This is a genomic window from Streptomyces sp. O3 (assembly GCF_054788135.1).
In genome coordinates this window covers 25,994-48,415 of record NZ_JBTVYK010000012.1, presented here as the reverse complement: position 1 = coordinate 48,415, position 22,422 = coordinate 25,994, and the positions used below count along the sequence as shown (strand labels likewise).

Annotated in this window: 16 protein-coding genes; 14 read left to right on the top strand and 2 right to left on the bottom strand. The window is 72.8% G+C overall.

What is annotated here, in order from left to right; translation table 11 throughout:
- Nucleotides 1–49: 49 nt before the first annotated feature.
- The 11 genes from ACX6XY_RS08615 to ACX6XY_RS08565 all read left to right on the top strand — a co-directional run bounded on the left by ACX6XY_RS08615 (nt 50) and on the right by ACX6XY_RS08565 (nt 15,647).
- Nucleotides 50–988, top strand: a complete 939-nt coding sequence (locus ACX6XY_RS08615; protein ID WP_460327994.1) for a UbiA family prenyltransferase — start codon at nt 50–52, stop codon at nt 986–988.
- 25 nt (nt 989–1,013) lie between these two features.
- Nucleotides 1,014–2,630 (top strand): class I adenylate-forming enzyme family protein, encoded by a 1,617-nt coding sequence (locus ACX6XY_RS08610; protein WP_460327992.1) that lies wholly within the window; start codon nt 1,014–1,016, stop codon nt 2,628–2,630.
- A 96-nt stretch (nt 2,631–2,726) separates the two neighbouring features.
- The gene (locus ACX6XY_RS08605) at nt 2,727–3,995 is read left to right on the top strand and encodes a nucleotide sugar dehydrogenase (protein ID WP_460327991.1); all 1,269 of its coding nucleotides are present in this window, start codon (nt 2,727–2,729) and stop codon (nt 3,993–3,995) included.
- Nucleotides 3,992–4,948, top strand: coding sequence for an NAD-dependent epimerase/dehydratase family protein (locus ACX6XY_RS08600; RefSeq protein WP_460327990.1), 957 nt, complete (start codon nt 3,992–3,994; stop codon nt 4,946–4,948). Before ACX6XY_RS08605 ends, ACX6XY_RS08600 begins: the two co-directional genes overlap by 4 nt.
- A gap of 73 nt (nt 4,949–5,021) precedes the next feature.
- Nucleotides 5,022–6,611 (top strand): FAD-dependent oxidoreductase, encoded by a 1,590-nt coding sequence (locus ACX6XY_RS08595; RefSeq protein WP_460327988.1) that lies wholly within the window; start codon nt 5,022–5,024, stop codon nt 6,609–6,611.
- Nucleotides 6,608–7,591 (top strand): alpha/beta hydrolase, encoded by a 984-nt coding sequence (locus tag ACX6XY_RS08590; RefSeq protein WP_460327987.1) that lies wholly within the window; start codon nt 6,608–6,610, stop codon nt 7,589–7,591. Before ACX6XY_RS08595 ends, ACX6XY_RS08590 begins: the two co-directional genes overlap by 4 nt.
- Before the next feature lie 36 nt (nt 7,592–7,627).
- Complete coding sequence (locus tag ACX6XY_RS08585; protein WP_460327985.1) at nt 7,628–9,937, top strand: MMPL family transporter; 2,310 nt, start codon at nt 7,628–7,630, stop codon at nt 9,935–9,937.
- 148 nt (nt 9,938–10,085) lie between these two features.
- Nucleotides 10,086–11,693, top strand: a complete 1,608-nt coding sequence (locus ACX6XY_RS08580) for a class I adenylate-forming enzyme family protein (protein ID WP_460327983.1) — start codon at nt 10,086–10,088, stop codon at nt 11,691–11,693.
- Between the two features lie 76 nt (nt 11,694–11,769).
- A complete protein-coding gene (locus tag ACX6XY_RS08575) occupies nt 11,770–12,720 on the top strand; it encodes a bifunctional transcriptional activator/DNA repair enzyme AdaA (RefSeq protein WP_460327982.1) in 951 nt (316 codons plus the stop codon).
- Between the two features lie 75 nt (nt 12,721–12,795).
- On the top strand, nt 12,796–14,493 hold the full coding sequence (locus ACX6XY_RS08570; RefSeq protein ID WP_460327981.1) for an FAD-binding oxidoreductase: 1,698 nt from the start codon (nt 12,796–12,798) through the stop codon (nt 14,491–14,493).
- Nucleotides 14,494–14,627: 134 nt separating this feature from the next.
- Complete coding sequence (locus ACX6XY_RS08565; RefSeq protein ID WP_460327980.1) at nt 14,628–15,647, top strand: AIR synthase-related protein; 1,020 nt, start codon at nt 14,628–14,630, stop codon at nt 15,645–15,647.
- Here ACX6XY_RS08565 and ACX6XY_RS08560 read toward each other — a convergent pair.
- Nucleotides 15,610–17,073: an MFS transporter gene (locus ACX6XY_RS08560; RefSeq protein WP_460327979.1), complete on the bottom strand. Its 1,464-nt coding sequence runs from the start codon at nt 17,071–17,073 to the stop codon at nt 15,610–15,612. The two genes, ACX6XY_RS08565 and ACX6XY_RS08560, sit on opposite strands and share 38 nt — an antisense overlap.
- Nucleotides 17,074–17,377: 304 nt before the next feature.
- On the opposite strand from ACX6XY_RS08560, the gene ACX6XY_RS08555 reads away from it, so the two are divergent.
- Entirely contained in the window at nt 17,378–19,636 is a 2,259-nt protein-coding gene (locus ACX6XY_RS08555) for a helix-turn-helix transcriptional regulator (RefSeq protein ID WP_460327978.1), read from the top strand.
- 241 nt (nt 19,637–19,877) lie between these two features.
- On the opposite strand, the gene ACX6XY_RS08550 is transcribed toward ACX6XY_RS08555, so the two are convergent.
- Nucleotides 19,878–20,144: a hypothetical protein gene (locus tag ACX6XY_RS08550; protein ID WP_460327976.1), complete on the bottom strand. Its 267-nt coding sequence runs from the start codon at nt 20,142–20,144 to the stop codon at nt 19,878–19,880.
- 131 nt (nt 20,145–20,275) lie between these two features.
- Here ACX6XY_RS08550 and ACX6XY_RS08545 point away from each other — a divergent pair, with 131 nt between their 5' ends.
- Both ACX6XY_RS08545 and ACX6XY_RS08540 read left to right on the top strand, forming a co-directional pair.
- Nucleotides 20,276–21,226, top strand: a complete 951-nt coding sequence (locus ACX6XY_RS08545) for a LuxR C-terminal-related transcriptional regulator (RefSeq protein ID WP_460327975.1) — start codon at nt 20,276–20,278, stop codon at nt 21,224–21,226.
- A 188-nt stretch (nt 21,227–21,414) separates the two neighbouring features.
- Nucleotides 21,415–22,398 carry an AfsA-related hotdog domain-containing protein gene (locus ACX6XY_RS08540; protein ID WP_460327974.1) on the top strand — a complete coding sequence of 328 codons (984 nt, stop codon included), beginning with the start codon at nt 21,415–21,417 and terminating at the stop codon, nt 22,396–22,398.
- Nucleotides 22,399–22,422 lie beyond the last annotated feature (24 nt).

Genomic DNA, 22,422 nt, shown 5'->3' with positions numbered 1-22,422 from the left:
CGTCGGCCCGCAGTCACACGTATCAGGGAAGAGGCAGGGGGATCAGGGCATGAGCGCGACGACCACGGCCGCACCGGTCGGGCGGCTGCTCGCCTACTCGCGGCTGGCGAAGCTGACGTTCTACGACTACTACCTGGCCGCGCCGGTCGTGTGGACGCTGCTGCCCGCGTCGCTGCGCGACGACCCGAGGGTGCTGGGGACGCTGCTCGTCGCCACCCTCGGCTGGGTGGCGATGACCGCCGCCACCGTCGCCTTCGACGATGTGCACGGCTTCAAAGACGGCAGCGACCACGCCAACTACGACCCGTCGCAGAGCCTGCGCAACCGGGCCCGCAAGCCGCTGCTCAACGGCGACCTGACGGTGCGCCAGGCGACCTGGTTCGGCTACGGCGCGCTGCTCGCCTGCTGCGTCTGGCTGGCCGTCGCCGTGGCCGTCGCGCCGCACAGCCCCGGCTGGGTGCTGGCCCTGATCCCGTTCCAGGTGGCGATCAGCGTCCAGTACTCGCACGGCCTCAGGCTCAGCTACCGGGGCGGGCAGGAGCTGGTGCTGCTGCTCAGCCCGGCCCTGATGGCGCTCATCCCGTACGGCCTCGTCGAGGGCGAACTCACCGGCGTGATCGCGCTGGAGGCGTATCTGATCGGCGTGTGGTCGCTGCTCGTGTCGGCGTACTCCAACGTCAACGACCGGGACGGCGACAAGGCCGCGGGCCGCAGAAACCTCGCCACCGTCCTGTCCCCGAACGCCTACCGCGTCGCCGTCGCGCTGATCTCGCTCACCGAGACCGCGGCGCTGGCGGCCGCCTGGATCGCGGGCGTCGTGGACGGCTGGTTCGCGCTCTGCCTGGTCCCGGTCCTGGCGATGCGCGCACGTCAGATCAACTCCGGCCTTCTGCGAGGCAATCCGCTGCTCGCCCGCAAGCTCGGCGTCGACATCCACCGGCTCGGGGTGGCCGCGCTGCTCGTCGCCAACCTGCTCGTCCTCAGCTGACCGAACACCCTGGGAGCCACGTCCTATGACCAAGACCCCACGTCCCAAGAACCTGGGCGCGCTGTTCGAGCACTACGCCGGTGCCAGCTCCCCGACCTGGCACCTGGACCGGCCCTACGACATCGCCCCCGACGGCGGCCGCGAGTACGACGTCTCGGCGCTCGCCTGGCTGGTCGCCGAGATGTCCGCGCGCCTGCACCAGGCCGGTCTGCGCCGCGGCGACCACCTCGCCATCGTCAAGGACAACCACCATGACGTGGTCCTGCTGGCCGCGGCCGCCGCCCGGATCGGCGCGCTGCCCGCCATGATCTCCGCCACCAACGCGCCCGACGTGCTCGCCAAGATGCTGGAGCGGTTCGCGCCGCGGGTGCTGGTGGCCTCGGGTTCGGTCCTGGCGCGGGCGGCCGCCGACGGAGTGCGGCTGACCGGGCCCGCCACCCAGGTCGTCGCCGTCGACGGCGACACCTCGCTCGCCGACGGCGCGGTCTCGCTCAGCTCGCTGGCCGGGGCCGACATCCCGGCGATGGATCTGCGCCCCGACCACGAGCCGATGATCTGCACCCACACCTCGGGGACGACGGGCGTGCCCAAACTGGTGGTGCACTCGCCCAACACCCTGATCGGCGTGCTCACCAAGCTGGAGACGATGCCGATCCCCGGCCTGTCGATCCGTCCGGACGACGTGTTCGCCTCCTGCGTCGCCTTCGTCCACGGCCGCGCCATCACCTGGACCTTCGCCCAGCTCGCCCGCCCGCCCAAGAAGGTCGTCGTACTCGGCGGCAGCGAGCCCGACCTGGCCGCCGAGGTACTCGCCCGGCACCGGCCCACGGTCCTGGAGGCCTGCCCGAACATCTACCAGCGCTGGGAGCCGCTGACCGAGTCGCACCGCGGGGCCTTCGGCCGGGTGCGGACGTATCTGAACACCTTCGACGCCATCCACCCGCCCACCGTGCGCAAGTTCATGGAGGCGTCCGACCGCAAGCGCCCCGTGTGGGGCCAGGTGTGGGGGCAGAGCGAGACCGGACCGGTCGCCATGGCCGTCTACACCCGCAACCAGATCCGCAAGAACCAGGGCGCGCTCGACCCGGTCACCAACAACGTCGGCCGCCCCATCCCGTTCATCACCCGCGTCAAGATCGTCGACCCGGAGACCCGCCAGCGGGTGCCCGCCGGAAAGTCCGGGGTCGTCCTGGTCAAGACCAAGGGCCGCTGTCTGACCTACCTCGGCGAGGACGACCGGCACCGCGAGAAGAACTGGGACGGCTGGTGGAACACCGGCGACCTGGGCGTCAAGGAGCGCACCGGTTCGCTGCGGCTGCTCGACCGCGAGGTCGACCTGATCCCCGGCGCCAGCGGCATCGCCCTGGAGTCGATACTCCTCGAACGCATCGACCGCGCCACCGAGGCGATCGTGCTCGGCAACCCCGGCGGGCTGCCCGTACCGGTGATCAGCCTGTCGCACGGCGAGCTGTCCGACGCCGAATGGCGGGAGGCGACCCGCGGCCTGCCCGAGCTGGCCGAGCCGCACCTCATCGCCTGGGAGGACTTCCCGCGCACCGGCACCTGGAAGGTGCGCCGCTTCGACCTGCGCCAGCAGGTCCTCAAGACCCAGGCCACCTTCGGCTCGGGCCGCTGGACCTGACCCGCCCACCCCACTGCCCACCCCATCGACCGCACCTCCACGCACCTCTCACTCACCACTCATCCACTCACTCGACACCCACGAACGGACGGGGCGATGTCAAAGATCGTCATCATGGGCCAGGGCTACGTCGGCCTGCCGCTCGCCGTGCGCGCCGCCGAGGCCGACGAGCGGTACACCGTCGTCGGCTTCGACGTCGACGAGCAACGCGTCAAGCGGCTCGCCGCGGGCGAGTCCTTCGTCGAGGACGTCGCCCCCGAGCGGCTCGCGGCCGCCCTCGCGTCGGGCCGCTATCTGCCCACCACCGAGGAACGCAGGATCGGCGGCTTCGACGTGGCCGTCATCAGCGTGCCGACGCCCCTGCGCGACGGCGTGCCCGACCTGCGCCACATCGAGTCGGCGGCCCGGCTGCTCGGCCGGTTCCTGCGCCAGGGCGCCACCGTGATCCTGGAGTCCACCACCTACCCCGGCACCACCGAGGAGCTGGTCGCCCCGATCCTGGAGGAGTACTCGGGGCTCACCGCCGGCGCCGACTTCCACCTGGGCTACAGCCCCGAGCGGATCGACCCCGGCAACCGCGTCTGGACCCTGGAGACCACCCCCAAGGTGGTCTCCGGCGTCGACGAGGACTCGCTCGCCGCCGTCGAGGCCTTCTACGCGTCGGTGATCGACCAGGTGGTGCCGGTCGCCTCGACCAAGGTCGCCGAGCTGACCAAGCTCGTCGAGAACACCTTCCGGCACGTCAACATCGCCCTCGTCAACGAACTCGCCGTCTACGCCCGCGAACTGGGCATCGACGTGTGGGAGGCCGTGGACGCCGCCTCCTCCAAGCCGTTCGGCTTCATGCGGTTCACGCCAGGACCCGGCGTCGGCGGACACTGTCTGCCCGTCGACCCGGTGTATCTGTCCTGGCGGGTCAACCGGGCGCTCGGCCACCGCTTCCGGTTCGTCGAACTCGCCAACGACGTCAACGACCACATGCCCGCGTACGTGGTCCAGCGGCTGCTGACCGCGTTCAACGAGCGCGGCCGCTCCCTCAGCGGATCCCGCGTCCTGGTGCTCGGCCTCGCCTACAAGCCGGACACCGGCGACGCCCGCGAGTCGCCCGCCGTCCGCGTCGTCGACGGCCTGCTGAGGCTCGGCGCGCACGTACGGGCCGTCGACCCGCACGTGGTGGAGTCCGCGCCGATCGACGGGCGGGTGGTGCGCGTCGACCTCGACGTCGACGAGGTCACCGAGGCCGACGCGGTCGTCCTGCTCACCGACCACTCCTCCTACGACTACGAACTCATCGCCGAACACGCCAGGTTCGTCCTGGACTGCCGCCGTCGGCTGCCCGCGTCGGAGACGGTGGAGTACCTGTGACCGGGCGGCGTCGGCACATCCTGGTCACGGGCGCGAGCGGCTACGTCGGCGGGGCCGTCACCCGCGCCCTGATCGCCGCCGGGCACCGAGTCACCGGTCTGGTGCACAACCCGGCACGGGCCGACGACCTGCCCGCGGGGACGACGCCGCGGGTCGGCGACATGCTGCGCCCCGACAGCTACGTACCGCTGGTCGACGGGGTCGACGCCGTGGTGCACGCCGCGCAGCTGCGCACCGCCGGGCGCGTGACCCGCGCCCGGGTGCGGCGGCTGCGCGCCGCCGACGGCCTGATGGCGGACGGGCTCGCGCGCGCCTGCCTGAGCGGCGGCAAGCGGCTGATGTACGCGAGCGGGGCGTGGGTCTACGGCGACCACGGCGCGCGCTGGATCGACGAGAGCGTCTCCCACACCCCGGCGCCGCTCGGCGTCTGGCACGCATCGGCCGTCGCCCGGCTGCGGGTCATGGAACAGCGGGGCCTGGACGCGGTCGTGCTGCACGCCGGGTTCGTGTACGGGCCCGGCGGCAACTTCCAACGGGCTTTCGCCGCGCCCGCGTCGGCCACCGGCCGGATCCGCTACCCCGGCGACGGCGGCAACTACTGGAGCTGCGTCCACCTCGACGACCTGGCCGCCGCTTATGTCGCCGCCCTGGACCGGGCGCCGTCCGGGGCCGAGTACAACCTGTGCGACGACGAGCCGCTGCCGCTCGCGGAGTTCGCCCGCCAGGCGGCCGACGCGCTCGGCGTCCGCAAGACCGGCGGGGCGCCGAAGCCGCTGGCCGCGCTCGCCCTGGGCGGGCCCGTCGTCCGCTCGCTGACCACGTCGTACCGCATGCGCAACACCCGCGCCCGCGAGGAGCTCGACTGGCGGCCCGGCTACCCGACCGTCGCCGACGGACTGCCCGCGGCCGCGGCGGCGCTGCGCCGCGCGAGCACCCCGACCCCGACGACCTGAACCCGACGACCTGAACCCGACGAACCGACCCCCCACGACAGACACAGCCATACGCACAAGAAGGGCGGACCACATGAGCCTGGAACCAGGTGCCCCCGGCGGGCATGACGGTGACGGCCACGCCGTCGTGATCGGGTCGAGCCTCGCCGGACTCACCGCGGCGCGGGCCCTGGCCAACTCGATGGACCGGGTCACCGTGATCGAACGAGACCGGCTGCCGGACGGGCCGCGCTGGCGGCGCGGCGTCGCCCAGGCCCGGCACGCGCACAACCTGATGGCCGCCGGACACCAGGGCCTGGAGCAGCTCTTTCCCGGCATCACCCGCGAGCTGCTCGCCGCCGGTCTGGTGCGCGTCAGCATGCCCGACGACATGCTGATGCTCGGCCCCAAGGGCTGGATGCCGCGCTTCGACACCGGCCTGTCCATGATGACCGGCACCCGCGACACCATCGACGCGGTGGTGCTCGACCGGCTGCGAGCCGAACCCAAGGTGACCTTCCTCCAGGAACACGAGGTCGTCGGCCTCCAGGGCGGCCGCAACGACACCGTCACCGGCGTCTGGGTGCGAGGCAAGCGGCCCGAGGCACGCGACGGCCGGGGCGAGAAGCGGCTGCTGTCCGCCGAGTTCGTGGTGGACGCCTCGGGACGCAAGTCCCGCGCCCCGCAGTGGCTGACCGAACTCGGCTACGAGACGCCCCGCGAGTCCGTGGTCGACGCCAAGACCGCGTACGCCACCAGCGTCTTCGCACCGCCCGTCGGGCATGTCGCGGACTGGACGTGCATGCTCCTGATGGCCACTCCCGACACCCCGAGCCAGGGCATCCTCAACCCCATCGAGGGCGGCCGCTGGATGGTGTCGATCTCCGCGTCCGGCGGACACCGACCGCCCACCGACCACGAGGGACTCCTGCGCGCCGCGAGCGAGCTGCGCGACCCGGTACTGCACGACGTCATCGAGTCGGCGACCCCGCTCGGACCCGTGTACGGCTCCGGACGCACCGAGAACCGCTGGCGGCACTACGACAAACTGCGCCGCTGGCCCGACCAGTTCCTGGTGATCGGCGACGCGCTCGGCGCGTTCAACCCGTCCTATGGACAGGGCATGTCGGTCGCCGTGCAGTCCGCGCTCGTCCTCGACCACATGCTCGCCTCGCACGGCACCGTCGTCGGCCTGTCCTACCGGCTGCGCAAGGCACTCGCCCGCACCCTCGCGCCCGCCTGGCAGCTGGCCAGCAGCATGGACCTGTCCTACCCGTGGGCCGCCGAGGCGACGCCGCCCGACTTCGCGACCCGCGTCGGCAAGAAGTACCTGGACCGGATCGCCGCCGCCGCGGTCACCGACCGCCACGCGGCGCTGGTCCTGATCGAGCTCACCATGCTGCTCGCCCCGCTCACCGCGATCTTCCGGCCGAACGTCGTGGCCGCCGCCCTGCGCGGCCCGCACACCCCGATACCCGCCGGGCCGCCCAGCAAGACCCACGGCCCCGGCGCCCGGCGCCCCCGCAAGACCGCCGCGCCCGTCACCGGCGTCGCCCCCGGCGCCGTACGCCCGGCGCCGACCGGCACATCGGCGCGCTGGGCGACCGCCGCGAGCCCCGCCGCGCCCGACGGGCTGCCGTCGGCCGGCGCCCCCGCCTCACGCCCTGCCAGGAGAAACCCATGACGGCATTCCCGGCGACGGCCGGTGCGACCGCGCCGGACGTCAGCAGAGAAGAGATCACCTTCGACGTCGAGGTCGCGGGCGAGACCTGGCCGCTGGCCGCCGAGCTGCTGGTGCCCGCGCAGGGCAGCGACCTCGTGCAGGTGCTGCTGCCCGGCCTGACCTACGACCGCCGCTACTGGTCCATACCCGGCGAGTACGACTACAGCGCGTACATGCTGCGCGCCGGATACGCCGTACTGCTCCTGGACCGGCTCGGCACCGGCGCGTCCGGCAGACCGCACGGCGACGACGTCAACCTCGACAACCACGTCGCGTCCATCCACCACGTCGTGTCCCGCCTGCGCACCGGCACCCCCGGCGGGCACGTGTTCGCGCGCGTGGTGACCGTCGGCCACTCCTACGGGTCGGGCCTCGCCATCATCGAGGCGGCCCGGCACCAGGACGTGGACGCCGTGGCGATCACCGGGATGCTGCACGCCCAGACGTCCTTCTACGAGAAGGTCGACAAGGTCCACGACTTCTTCCACCCGGCGGGCGACGACCCGTTGCTCGCCTCGATCGGCGCACCCGCCGAGTATCTGACGCAGCGTCCAGGACGCCGCGCCCGGATGCTCGAGTACGCGGGTGGCATCGACCCGGAACTGTCGGCGTACAACGAACTGATCAAGTCGACGGCCACCTGGGGCGAGGGCAGATCCCTGCCCGAGACCTACCGGGCCGAGTACTCACGGGCGATCGACGTACCCGTGCTGCTTGTGGTGGGGGAGCACGACGCGCTGTTCGCCGGCGCGGACGTGGGATTCGCCCCCGAATCCGCCGCCGTACACGCCTTCGAGAAGGACTACTACGGCACGGCCGACCTGACGACCCACGTGGTCCCCGGCTCCGGCCACTCCCTCACGATCCACCGCGGCGCGCCGCACTTCTTCGCCCTGACGCGCGACTGGTTCGACCACGTCACCGGCTCCGGGTCCGCGTGATGCCGGAATCCTTATCAAACCCCCGAAGGAGCATCGATGTTTGACAGGCTGTCACGCCTGGTGCTGGGCTCACCGAAGAAGGTGGTGCTACTGACCCTGCTGTTCGTCTTCCTCGCCGGAGCGGCCGGCGGCGGACTCCAGGACAGGCTCACCATGGGCGGCTACGAGTCGTCCGACACCGAATCGAGCCGCGTCGCCGACGAGATGGAGAAGACCTTCCAGCAGGGCGAACCGAACCTGCTGCTCCTCGTCAAGGACAAGCGCGGAGTCGACGACGAGGCCGTGGCCCAGACTGGGCGCGAACTGACCGCCAAACTCGCCGAAGAGGACGACCTCACCGGCGTCATGTCCTACTGGACAGCCAAGAGCGAGGCGCTGCGCAGCGCGGACGGCGACCAGGCGATCGTACTCGCCCGCATCACCGGCGACTTCGACAACCAGGTCGACAAGGCCGAGGCCCTGGACAAGGAGTACACGGGCACCGTCGACGGTCTGGAGGTCAAGACCGGCGGCATGGCCATGATGTGGTACGAGAACACCAAACAGGCCGAGGAGGACGCCACCAAGGCCGAGGCGACGGTCTTCCCGCTCGTCCTGATCGTCCTGGTGGTCATCTTCGGCAGCGCGCTGGTCGCCCTCGTCCCGCTGTCCGTGGCCTTCGCCGCGATGATGCTCTCGATGGGCGCGCTGTTCACGGTCACCTTCTTCAGCGACACCTCCAACGTCGTCGTGAACACCACCACCTTCCTCGGCATCGGCCTCGGCATCGACTACTGCCTGCTGTTCGTGACCCGGTACCGGGAGGAACTGCGGCTGGGCAACGACACCGACACGGCGCTGTCCACGACGCTGCGCACGGCGGGCCGTACGGTCCTGTTCTCCGCGCTCACCGTCGCCGTGGCCTTCCTCGGCCTGTTCGCGCTGCCCTTCACCGTGCTCCACTCGCTGGCCATCGGCTGTATCACCACCGCCCTGGTCGCCGCCGCCGCCACGCTGATCATGGCCCCGGCGCTGCTCAAGTGGATCGGACCGCGCCTGAACAAGTGGCGGCTGATCCGCCGCAAGGAGGACCCGGCCAAGGACGGCGGCGGGTTCTGGCACAGCCTGTCGCGGGCCGTGATGCGCCGCCCGGTCCGGGTCGCCGTGCTGATCCTGGCGTTCGCGGTCACCCTGGCCCTGCCCGTCACGGACATGAACCTGCGGCTGCCCGACGAGAGCGTGCTGCCGTCCGACGCGAAGTCCGCGCAGGTCGCCCAGGTGCTCAAGCGGGACTTCAACACCCGCGAGCAGCAGGCGCTGAACGTGGTGGCCACCGACTCCGGCAGCCCCGCGGCCAACTCCGACAAGATCGACGACTACGCGACGCAGCTGTCGACGCTCGACCGGGTCACCCGCGTCGACGCGTTCACCGGTTCGTACGCGGACGGCAAGCAGGTCGCCCAGGCCGGTGAGGCGCACGCCCGGTTCGGCGCGGCGGACGCCACGTTCCTGTCGGTGGTGCCGAGCGTCGACCCGTACGGCTCCGACGGCAAGGCCCTGGTCGACGACGTCCGCGCGGCCGCCGCGCCGTTCGACGTCGAGGTCGGCGGACCCGCGGCCGTCAGCAAGGACACCTTCAAGGCGCTGACGGACAACCTGCCCCTCGCCATGGGGATCCTGTTCGTCGGCATGTTCGTCCTGCTGTTCCTGCTCACCGGCAGTGTGCTGCTGCCGCTGCAGTCGATCCTGCTCACCGGGATCAGCCTGACGGCGACCTTCGGCGCGCTCGTCTTCATCTTCCAGGAAGGCCACATGGCCTCGCTGCTCGGTGACTTCATCATCACCGGCGGCATCACCTGGACCGTGCCGATCATGCTGTTCGGCCTGGCCTTCGCGCTGGCGATGGACTACCAGGTGTTCATGCTGTCGCGGATCAAGGAGGAGTACGACCGCACCGGCGACAACGAACTGGCCGTCGCCAGCGGCCTGGAGCGGGTCGGCAAGGTCGTCACCTACGCGGCGGTGCTGCTCTCGCTGGTGTTCCTGGTCCTCGTCACCTCCGGCATCAGCTACATGAAGGCGATCGGCCTCGGCATGGCCCTGGCGATCCTGATGGACGCCACGCTGATCCGCGGCGGTCTGCTCCCGGCCCTGATGAAGCTGTTCGGGCCCGCCAACTGGTGGGCGCCCGGCCCGCTCAAGCGCTTCCACGACCGCTTCGGCCTCAGCGAGTCCGAGCCGGCCCCCGCCGCGTCGGCCACCGCGGGCGCGACGACGAGCACCGCCGGAGCCACCGGCGGCCAGGGCTCGCCCGACGCGCGGGACGACGCCGACGCACCCTCCTCGCAGGAGATCCGCACCCCGTAACACCCGCACTATCGCGGAGACACCGCACCCCTGGGGGCGCCAGGCGCCCGGCGCCCCCAGGGCCCCGCTCCGGGCGCCGCACGCCGTCCGCCGCCCGGCGCGCCACGCCCCCCTTCCACCGGAGTCCGCACACGGAACAGGACAGCCGATGCCCCAGACCAAGCGCCCCAAGAACCTCGGGGCCCACTTCGATCACTTCGCCGGGCGGCCCGGACCGACCTGGCATCTGGACCGGCCCTTCGACATCGCCCCCGGACAGGGCCGGGTCCACGACTCCACGACCCTGGCCGCGCTCGTCGCCGACATGTCCGGGCGGCTGCGCGCGGCCGGACTGCGCCGCGGCGACCGGCTCGCGATCATCAAGCACAACCACATGGACGTCGTCCTGCTCGCCGCGGCCGCGGCGAGGATCGGCGCCCTGCCCGCCATGATCACCTCGACGTTCGCCCCGGACACCCTCGGCAAGATGATGGAGCGCCTGGAGCCGAAGGTGATCGTCGCCGCGGACTCGGTGCTCGCCGACGCCGAGGCGTCCGCGGTCCCGCTCGCCGGGCCCGCCACCCGCGTGGTGGCGGTCGAGGGCGAGCTGCCGGTCCCCGGCGCCGTCCCGCTCGCCGACCTGGCGGGCAGCGGCGTCCCCGCGCCCGACCTGCGCCCCGACGCGGAGCCGATGCTGCTCACGCACACCTCCGGCACCACCGGCGTGCCGAAGTTCGTGATGCACTCGGCGGACACCATCGGCGTATACGGGGTGATGGAGACCATCCGCATCCCGTTCCTGTCGACCCGCCCCGACGACACCGTCGCCTCCTGCATCGCCTTCGTGCACTCCCGCGCGGTCACCTGGGTGCAGGCCCAGTCGGTGCTCGTACCGTCCAAGGTCGTCGTCCTGGGCGGCTCCGACCCCGACCTGGTCGTCGAGACCCTCTCCCGGCACCGGCCCACCACGCTGGAGGCCTGCCCGAACATCTTCCAGCGCTGGGAGCATCTGCCGGGCAGACACCCGGAGTTGTTCCGCGACGTCCGGTCGTTCATCTCCACCTTCGACGCCATCCACCCCGGCACCGTGCGCACCTTCGTACGGGCCAGCAGGCGACGCCGCCCGGTGTGGGCGCAGAGCTGGGGCCAGAGCGAGATCGGCCCGGCGACCCTCGCCGCGTACTCGAAACGCAAGATCATGCGCGGCGGCGAGGGCGACCCGTTCACCAACAACGTCGGCCGCCCCATCCCGTTCGTCACCCGCATCAAGGTCGTGGACCCCGAGACCCGCAAGCCGGTCAGGCGCGGCGAACGCGGCATCGTCCTGGTGCGGACCAAGGGCCGCTGCCTCGGCTACCTCGGCGAGCCCGAACGGCACCGCGAGAAGCTGTGGGGCGAGTGGTGGAACACCGGCGACATCGGCGTCCACCGGTACGACGGCAGCGTCGAGGTGCTCGACCGGGAGATCGACGTCATACCGGGCACCAGCGGCATCGAGCTGGAGAGCAAGCTTCTGGAACGCCTGGACGAGGTCACCGAGGTCATCGTGCTCGGCGACCCGAACGGCCTGCCGGTGCCGGTCGTCTCCACCCACAGCGGAACCCTCGACCACGCCGCCTGGCAGCGCGCCACGGCCGACCTGCCGGCGCTCGCCGAGCCGCGCGTCATCGACTGGGACGACTTCCCGCGCACCGGCACCTGGAAGGTACGCCGCTTCGACCTGCGCCAGAAGGTCCTCAAGACCCAGGACACCTACGGAACGGGCCGGTGGACATGACCCCGGTGGCCCCGGCGGCCCCGGCGGCCCCGGTGGCCCCGGCGGCCCCGGCGGACGCGACGCGTGGCAGGCGGCCATGGCGGATCCGCTTATCGCCACGGCGTACGAGAGCGACGAACAGCGCTGGCGCGCGGTCCGGGAACGCGACGAGGCGGCGGACGGACGGTTCTACTATGCCGTGACGACGACCGGCATCTACAGTCGGCCGTCGTGCGCGGCCCGCCTGGCCCGGCGCGAGAACGTGGAGTTCCACGCCTCGCTGGACGAGCTGCGGGTCCGGGGCTACCGGCCCTGCCGCCGCTGCCTGCCGGGCGAGCCGGAGCTGAACCAGCCGCACGCCGACATCGTGGCGCGCACCTGCCTGCTGATCAACGAGGCGGCGGCGCCGTCGAACCTGGACGACCTGGCGCACGGCGCCGGTTACAGCCGCTACCACTTCCACCGCCTGTTCAAGTCCCTGACCGGGGTGACCCCGCACGCCTACTGGACGGCCGTGCGGGCCCGGCGGGTACGGGAGGAGCTGGTCAGAACGCGCACCGTGAGCGACGCCGTCTACCGGGCCGGGTTCACCACCATCGGCCAGTTCTACGCCGTCTCGTCGGCGATCCTGGGCATGACCCCGCAGGAGTTCCGCGCGGGCGGCGCGGGCGTCGAGATCCGCTCGGCCACCGGGTTCACCGACGAGTGCCCGGTCCTGGTGGCCGTGGCGGACAAGGGCGTGTGCGCGATCGTGGACGACCCCGCCGGGCCCGGCGGCGCGGCGCGCGAGCGGCTGCGGGAGCTGTTCCCGTACGCGCACCGGCGCACCGGCGGTCGACGGCTCGCCCAGCGGGTCGCGCGGGCGCTGGCCCGCGTCGGCGCGCCGCATCCGGGCGCGCGGCTGCTGCCCGCTGACGTACGCGAGGTGTGCCGCCACGAACGGATCCGCCAGGCTCTGACGGCCCTGCCCGAAGGCGGGACCGCCGAAGCGCCCGGCGGCCCCTCCGAGCGGCCGCCGCGCGGCCCGAGTTCAAGCGCAATTTTCTGAGTGCCGGCGGCCTGGGGCGATCTATACCGTGGCCGCGTCGAATCGTCAGGACAAGGCAGGACAAGGGGTGGAGCGATGGCACGGAACGCCCGAGGCATCGGCAGACGGAACTTCCTGACCGGGGGCGCGGCCGCTTCAGGCGCCGCGCTCCTGACGGGGACGGGGCTGGCCGCACCGGCCGCCGCCGCGGCGGGTCAGGCGGAGGCGGAAGGGTTCGCCCTGCCGGGCCCGCTCGTGACGGTGACCCCCGGCGACCCGCGGTACCAGGACCTGGTGCGCGGCTACAACCAGCGCTGGTCCGCCGCGCCCGACAAGGTCTGCCTCCCGCAGACCACGTACCAGGTCCAGTCGGTCGTCCAGCAGGCCGTGACCGCGGGCAAGCGCCTCACGGTGCGCAGCGGCGGCCACTGCTTCGAGGACTGGGTCTTCAACTCCGACGTACGCGTCATCCTCGACCTGGCCCGGATGGACGGGGTCTACTTCGACTACGGGATGAACGCCGTCTGCGTCGAGGCCGGTGCGCAGGTGCTGAACGTGTACGAGCTCCTGTACCGCGCCTGGGGCGTCACCGTCCCGGCCGGCACCTGCTTCCAGGTCGGCGTCGGAGGCCACTTCAGCGGCGCGGGCTGGGGCCTGCTGTGCCGCCAGCTCGGCCTGGTCGTCGACCATCTGTACGCCGTCGAGGTGGTGACCGTCGACGCCGACGGCTGGGCGCGTACGCGGGTGGCGACCCGTGAGACGACCGACGCGCACCACGACCTGTGGTGGGCCCACACCGGCGGCGGTGGCGGCAACTTCGGCGTCATCACCCGCTTCTGGTTCCGCTCGCCCGGCGCGAGCGGCAGCGACCCGGCGAAGCTGCTCCCGCAGCCGCCCGCCGAGGTGCTGCTGCACGCCACGGCCTGGCCGTGGGCCGAGATGACCGAGGCCCGTTTCGCGCGCCTGCTCAGGAACTTCGGCGACTGGCACACCGAGCACCTCAAGCCAGGCACCCCCGACGACCATCTGACCAGCGTGCTGTGGCTGAACCACAAGTCGGCCGGGTACATCGGCCTGGTCACCCAGGTCGACGCGACGATCCCGGACGCGGAGCGGGTCCTGGACGACTACCTGGCCGCCATCACCGCAGGTCTGGACGTGGCACGCGAACCGATGGCCACGCACATGGGCGAGATGGCGGCGATGCCCGAGCTCGCCGAGCCGCGCCGGATGCCCTGGCTCCAGGCGACCCGCTACGTCGGCACCACCAACCCGACGCTGAACGACCCCAGCCTCCGGTGCGACCTGAAGTCCGCGTACTACCGCAAGACCATGCCGGACGCGCACATCGACACGTTCTACCGGCACCTGACGCGCGACGACCTGGCCAACCCGACCGCCGCGGTGCAGGTCAGCTCCTTCGGCGGCGCGGTCAACGCCGTCGCCGAGGACGCCACCGCCGCCCCGCACCGCACGGCCGCGTTCAAGGCGGCCTGGGGGATCTGGTGGACCGACCCGGCCCAGGAGGACCTCTCGCTGCGCTGGATGCGCGAGTTCTACCACGGCGTGTACGCCGCGACCGGCGGCGTCCCGGTCATCGACGACGTCACCGACGGGTGCTACATCAACTACCCGGACATCGACCTGCACGACCCGGCGTACAACACCTCGGACGTCCCCTGGCACCGGCTGTACTACAAGGACGGCTACGCCAGGCTCCAGGACGTCAAGCGCCGGTACGACCCGACCGACTTCTTCCGTCACAGCCAGTCGGTCCGGCTCCCGAAGGGCTGAGCGGCTCCGAAGGGGTCGCGCCGCCCCCGACCCTAGCCGGGCGGACCCCTAAACAGCCCGGTCCGACCCCACTACCGCGGCGCTTGAGGTGACGGGCCCGTCCGGGACGCGTATCAGATAGATCCGTGACCCCTATGACCCCAGACGCCGCCGCGCCTTCGACGCCCGCACCGACCGGGCACGTCGGGCTCGCGGACGACCACGACGCCGTGCCGGGCGGTGGCCTGCGCGCGTTCCTGAGCGACGCGCTCGGCGACGTGCTCGGCGGCTGCCCGCCGCTGGGCGAGGGAACGCCGACGGTGCTCTCCGGCACGTATGTCGCCGACCCGCCGTTCTACGGCGGCGGCGACATCGGCCAGCTCGCGGTCTGCGGCACGGTCAACGAACTCGCGGCCGCCGGAGCCCGCCCGGTCGGGCTCTCGCTGTCCGCCGTCGTGGAGGCCGGGCTGCCGCTGCGCCAGGTGCGGCGCGTCGCCGACTCGGTGCGCGCGGCCGCGGGAGCGGCGGGCGTGGTCGTCCTCGACGTGGACGCGCGCGTGGTGCGGGCGGGCGAGGCCGACCAGATCTATCTGCACACCGCCGGGCTCGGCGTGCGCGAGGACGCGCCGCCTGCGCCGCGCGCGTGGGCGGGCGACCGGCTCGTGGTCAGCGCCCCGCTCGGCGGATTCGGCGCGCACCTGCTGTCGATCCGCGCCGCGCTCGGCCACGAGTCCGTGATCTCCGCCGACTGCCCGCCGCTGGCCGGGCTGCTCGACCGGGTGCGCGCCGCCGCCCCCGACGGCGCGCTGCGCGCCGTGCACACCGTGGGGCGCGGCGGGCTCGCCGGGGCGCTGCACGCCTTCGCGGACGAGACCGGACTCGGACTGCGCGTCGACGAGGAGGCGCTGCCCGTGCGGTACGAGGTCCATGTCGCGCTGGACCAGCTGGCGGTGGACGCGGCGCACGCGGCGACCGCCGGATGCGTGTGCCTGGTCGTGGCCGCCGACCACACCGAGGAGGTGCTCGCCGCGCTGCGCGGACACCCGCACGGGAGGGACGCCGCCGTGGTCGGCGAGGTGTCGCCCGCGGGGACCACGGCGGTCGAACTGGTGCGCGCGGACGGGCGTGCGGTGGCGCTCAGCGCCGCCCCTGAGCCGCCCGCGCGGCTGGCCTGAGCGCCTCGCGGGCGGCGGTGTGCGCGGCGGGTACGTGGGCCAGGCGGTAACGGCGCAGCCACACCAGGCCGGTGACGGCGGCGAGCGCGGGCAGCACCGCCACGCCGACCAGCACGCCCGTGAGCGCGCCGTCGCTCTGCTCGACGGCCCGCCCGGTGTCGGAGGAGACGTACCCCGACAGCTGGAGGGTGAGGGCGAACAGGAACGGACCGATCGCCAGACCCGCCGTCTCGCCCGCGCCGAACATCCCCGACAGGGTGCCCGCCCGGCTGCGCCCACAGCGCGCGGTGTCGTCGGCGGTGCACTCGGCGAGCATGCTGTAGACGAACAGGAGCTGGCCCGCGTGCCCGGTCCCGGCCAGCACCATCACGGCCACCACGCCGCCGGTGGGCAGGCCGGGCGTCATGAGCAGCAGACAGCCGGCCGCGAACAGCAGCGAGGCGGCGATCAGCCCCGCCTTGGGGCCGCGCCGCGCGCCGAGCCTGCGCCAGGCGGCCGTGGTGAGCAGGTTGGGCAGGACGAAGGCGGCCACCAGCGCGCCGATGAGGGACTCGTCGCCGAGGGTGTGCTCGGCGTAGTACGGCGTACCCGCCAGCAGGACGCCGGTGGCGACGACATGGACGACGGCGCAGCGCAGCAGAGCGGTGTACGAGGGGTTCGCCCGCAACACGCCCCGCATCCCGCGCACGTCCTCCGCGAGGCCCCCCAGGACGTCCCGCACCCCGCGCCGCGCATCCCGCGCATCCCGTGCCTCCCGCGCATCCCGTGCCTCCCGCTGGCCCGGCGGCGCGGCGGCGAGCCAGCCGGTCCCGGTCGTGGCCCCGCGGGTTCCGGCCAGGACGGCGAGGGTGCCCGCCGCGATCAGGCCCGCCCCGAACAGCCCCGCCCAGCGGTGTCCGGCGAGCCCCCCGCCGCCCCCGTCGACGATCGCGGGCGCGGCCAGACCGGCGCAGACGGCGGCGACCGCGATGCCCGCCACCCGGAAGCCCACGAGCCGCATACGGTCGTCGGGCCGGTCGGCGAGCTCGGGCGGCAGCGCGGCGTACGCGGACTGGAAGAAGGCGAACGCCGTCGCCGTGAGCAGGAACCCGAACGCGGTCGTGACGGCACCGGCCGCGCCGCCCGCGAACCCCGCGAACATGAAGGCGAAGGCGGCCGCCGTGCCCAGACCGCCGCCCAGGATGTGCGGGCGGCGCGCGCCGCCCCTGGCGCGGTCGCCGATCCGGCCCGCCACCGGGATCAACAGCACGTCCCAGGCCTTGGGCACCAGTACGATCAGGCCCGCGAGCCCCGCGGCCACGCCCAAGGTGTCGGTGAGGTAGGGCAGCAGGAGCAGTCCGGGCAGGGTGTTGAAGGCGCCGGCGACCAACGCGCCGGCGCCGTAGCCGAGTCGGACGCCCACCGGTACGCCGATACGGAACGTCATGAGTCCGATCCTGAAAGTGAGAAGTCCTCGACGCCAGTCGGGTCTTGTCCCCGCCGCCCCGCCGGATGTCACATCCGACGGCATTCCGCACGTCTGTACCCAAGACGAATTCAGTTACTCCCCGAGTGCGCTGACGTGAAACAGCGTCAGGTATTTCCCCGATACATTCCCGCACCGCAATCTCCCCACGGGCAAACGCGGGACGCACCGGCGACCGACGGGAAAGATGCATGATCCACAGCACCGAACAGACGGCACGGACGGCACACCGGGCCCGCCGTCCCGACGCCCCGAGGAGGTCCCCGTGCCTCACGAGGCGTTGACCGCCACGCGCCGCCGCGAACTCGCCGCGCTCCAGCGGATGATGGAGCGGCCCGAGGCCGGTGCGGCGCGGTTCGCGCGCGTCACCGGCGAGCCCTGGACCGGCAAGACCCGGCTGCTCGGGCACCTGGCGGGGCTCGCCGCGCAGGACGGCTGGCAGGTGGCCTGGGGGCGTGCGCCGCGCACCGGCAGGTCAAGCCCCTTCGACGTGCTCGTGGACGCCCTGGACGAGCATCTGGTGCGCGCCGACGGCTCGTTGTACGAGCAGCTCGGAGCCGCCCGCACCGCCGCGCTCGCCCCGTACTTCCCCTCGCTCGCCACCGGCCGGGACCCGGCGCCGCGCGTCGAGGCGTACGACACGGTCTGCGCCCTGCGGGCCCTGCTCCACCTGCTGGCCCAGGGCCCCGGACTGCTGCTGATCCTCGACGACGTACACCGGGCCAGCCCCGAGGTCCTGGACGTCCTGGAACACCTTGTCCGGCATCCACCGGACAAGGTGTTCACCGTCTTCGCCCATCGCGCCCCGGCCGTCCAGCGCCACCTCTCGGCCATCGGCTACCACGCCGAAGAGGTGCCCCACCTGCCGCTGGCCCGGCTCGACGACGCCGAGGCCGCGCGCTTCCTGCCACCTCAGCTCACGCCGCTGCAACGGGAACTGGCCCTGCGCGACGGGGCCGGGGTGCCCGGACTGCTGCGTACGCTGGCCGCCGGGCCGCCGCCGTGGGAGGGCCGCGACTACGAGCTGTACGGCGCGCGGGAGCTGTCCGTCGGCGTACCGCCCGCCTTCCCGGCGCACGCGGTGGGCCTGCACACGCTGTCCTCGCTCGGCTGGCGCACCGCGTGCGCGGCCGCCGTCGTCGGCGACCCGTTCACCGCCGACGTGGTGGCGGCCACCGCCGCGCTGCCCCTGGACGACGTCCTGCACGGCATCGACGAGCTGCACGGCGAGGGCCTGATCGAACCCCGCGACGGCGCACGGCGGTTCGCCTTCGCGCGCCCGCTGGTCCGCGCCCTGGTGCACCACGCGTCCGGCGCGGGCTGGCGCGCGGCCGCACGGCCCCGCGCCGTGGCGGCGCTGCGCCACGAGACAGCGGGCGGGGGCCCGCCCGCCGGGGGCGCGCCCGCCGCCCTGGCCGCGCTGCTCGAGGACGCCCCGGAGCTGACCGACGACGACGTGCGCACCCTCGCGCTGACCGCGCGCGACGTCCTGTTCACCCGGCCCTGGAGCGCGGTACGCGCGCTGCGCCGGGTCACCGCCGACGTCAACGGCCCCGTCGAGGCGGACCTGCTGCTGCACAGGGCGCTGGTCGTGGCGGGCCGCGTCGGGGAGGCGGCGGCGCAGTACAAGGAACTGCTGCCCCATCTGCACGAGGCGGCCACCGGGCTCGCGCGGGCCCAGGCCGTGGTCTGGCACGCGCGGACCCTGCGCCTGACGGGCCGGAGCCCCGAGGCCCGCGCGATGCTCGACACGCTCGCGGACAGCCCGCACGGCGCCGCCGAAGCGGCCGTCGAACGGGCCACGCTCGCCCTGGAGTCCGGCGACGTGCACAGCGGCACGGCCGCCGCCCGGCGCGCGGCGGCGGCGACCGACGCGGCGGCCGAGCCCGAACTGCGCGGGCACGCGCTCGCGTTGCTCGCCGCCGGCTGCGCCGCCGCCGGGAACGTCCCCGAGGCACGGCAGACGGCGCAGGCCGCGGCCCGGCTGCTCGACCCGCTCGACGACGACCGGTTGGCCCGGTGCCTGGCGGCGCTGTGCCGTCTCGGCGAGGCCGAACACGCCCTGGGGGACGACGCGTCGGCACAGCGGCACCTCGCGCGCGGCCTGCGCGTCGCGCTCACCTGCGCCCAGGGACACCTGATCGGGGAGCACGCCCTGGGCCTGGCCCGGATCCACCTCGCCGCGGGTGACCTGGCCCGCGCCGAGGCGCGCGCCCGGCTGGCCGCCGACGCGGCGCGCTGGCTCGGCGGCGGTCCGCTCGCGGCGGCGGCCCGCGAAGTGTGCGGGCGCGTCGAGGCGCTCGCGTCGGGCGAGGCGCCGGATCACCAGATCGCGCAGCTGAGCGCCCGCGAGCTGGAGATCGCGAAGCTGGTGGGCTCGGGGTACACCAACCGCTCGATCGCGGCACGGCTCGACATCAGCGCCAAGACCGTTGAGACGTATATGAGCCGGATATTCAAGAAGCTCGGGGCGAATTCACGAGCCCAGGTGGCCCATGCGATGGGAAGGAATTACCCGCGCTAATTCGGTGTCGTTATTCCGGCGGCATTCGGGAAAAGAAAAACCCCGCCCGGTGGCCTTGGGGAAACCCTGGGCGGGGTCGTGGACCGACTCTACCGGCGGGGGATCCGGGAACCGGCCACGGTCCCGAGTCTGACGCCCGCGACTTGAGTTCCCCTTAAGCATCGGACGGGCATATGCCAAACCGTAAGGCCCCCGCAACCGTGCGGGGGCCTTACAGGCCTGCTTGGCAGCGCGGTGCGGGTCAGGGCCAGCCGTCGTCCTGGGGGCCCTCAGCCGTGGCGGCGGTCACCAGCGCGCCCCCGCCCGCGGTGCTGTCGCCGTGCGCGGCCCCCATCCCCACCAGGCCAAAAAAACCGGTCGCGATCATTGTTATCGCCGCTGCAACCCGCGGCATCCCCAGAATGCGCATGATCAGCCCCCAAGATTTGACGTTTGGCTTGCGTCGCGCAGCAGTCTGTCCACTCCAGGACTCGGGCACCAAGGGGCTGCCGATGACGTAAAGTTGCATGGCAACTAATTCTCCGTCTGCAGAGGGGTGGCTGCAGCATGTCTGAAAGGTCGCGTCCCGGTCCGGGTTTCGACAAGTTGGATGACAGGTGTGTAGCCGCCTATCGGGAGGCGGCCGAGGCCGGTCGTTACGTGCCGAAGGAGATCGCCGAGGCGACCGGCCTGAGCCAGGACGAGGCGCGGCGGGTCGCGCGTGAGCTGCTCGACCTGCATTTGCTGACCCCGATACCCGGAGATCCGGACGCATTCGTTCCGGTCGCGCCGGACGCGGCGGCGGCCACCCTCGTCGGACCCGAGGAGCAGCGCCTGAGGGAGCTGCAGCGGTCGATCTCCGAGACCCGCAACGGCCTGCTCGCGCTGCTGCCCGCCTACTTCGAGAGCCGCCGACGCCGCAACCGCGTCGAGGCCTTCGACATCATCACCGACCTCAGCGTGCTGCGGGCTCTCATCGACGACTGCGGAACGCGCTGCCGCCACACCGTGCTGTCCGTCCAGCCCGGCAGTTCCCGGCCCCCCGGCACCCTCGTCGACGCCCGCCGCAGAACTCTGGAACGGCTCGAGCGCGGCATCCACGTCGAGCACCTCTACCAGCACACGGCCCGTGGCGACCTCGTGACCTCGGCATATGTACGTGACATGACCGCGGCGGGCGCCGAGATCCGTACCACGGACCAGGTGATCGACCGTATGATCATCTTCGATCGGGAGGTCGTCTTCCTGCCCGAACAGGACGTGGTCGGCCGCGTACCCGGCGCCATCGTCGTGCGCGAGCCGACCCTGGTGGCGTTCCTGTGCAAGCTCTACGACCACCTGTGGGCCAACGCCACGGTGTTCGACCCGGACGCCGAGGAACCGGCCGACGTCACCGACGACGTCAAGCGTTCGATCATCAAGCTCATGTCACAGGGCTACAAGGACGAGATGGTGGCCCGGCGGATGGGCATGTCGGTGCGCACCTGCCGACGCCACATCTCGGAGCTCATGGACGAACTGGGCGCCGACAGTCGCTTCCAGGCCGGGGTGAACGCCGCCCTGTCCGGCACGCTCGACGAGGCGGCCGACCCCGAGGACCCTCGCCCATGACGCGCTGCCCATGACGCGCTGCCCGTGACGCTTCGCCGGTGACGCGTCACCCTGCCGCGCCGACGTAACTTGTTGCCGTTCAGCTTGCTGCCGACGGATCACGCTGGCGGCGCGGCGGGCCCGCCAGGACCCTGACAGGGCGGCGTGTGCGCCGTGCGACAGGGACTGAACGGGAAGGCGGTGACCGCGTGGTCGACAGGGGCGACATCGCGCTGGCCGAAGCACCGGCTCCGGGGCACGGCACACGCCGCCTCATCCACCGGCAGCGGTCCTGGGAGCCCTTCGGGCTCACCGAAGCACCGGACAGCGAAGAGGAGTTCGTTCTCACCGGGGAACTGCCGCGGGCCCATCCGCTGCTGTCCGACGGACCCGGACGCTTCCACGATCTCCAGGCGGCCGCCGAAACGGTGCGCGAGACCGGCGAGTTCATCGGCCGCACCCACTTCGGCGTGCCCGAGGGCCGCACCGGCGTCTTCTACCGCTTCGCCGTCGCCACTCGTGACGTGGCCGCCTGGCGCGCTGGCGACGACCCCGCGCATCTGACCACGGCCATGCGGGTACGCCCCGACCGGGTCATCGACGGGGTGCCGCGTGCCCTGGAGTTCCGTACCGCCCTACAGATCAACGACGTGACCTGCGGCACCGGCACCGCGAACGTGGTGTTCCTGCCGCCGATGACGCACCGCCACCACCGCGCGCACAGCCGCGACCGGGCGCTGCGGGCGGCCAGACCCGAGCCGGTGCCCACCCGCCCGATCGACCCGGCCGAGGTGGGCCGCGAGCACGCCGGGAACATCCTGGTGCACGGACCGGCCGAACTCACCCACGGCCGCCTGTCGGTGGGCGTACGGGTGCCCGACGCCTGGCCGCTGCGGGACGAGCCCGCGCCGGGCCACCTGTCCGCCCTGGTCCAGCTGGAGGCGCTGCGCCAGACCTCGCTGCTCGCCGTCGGCCGGGCCTGCAAGCTCGCGCCCGAACGCTGCACGCTCGCCTCCCTGAAGGTCCACTTCCGCGGCTACGCCGAGCCGGACCTCGCGATGCGCTGCGCCGCGGTGGCGGGCCTGTGCGGCCGCGACGCGGTGGGCCGCCGCCAGGCGCCGGTGACCCTGACCCTGACACAGGCGGGCCGGGCCGTGCTGGAAGCGGTGACCACCGTGGTCGAGGACTTCTGACATGCCGGGCGGCGGGGGATCGGC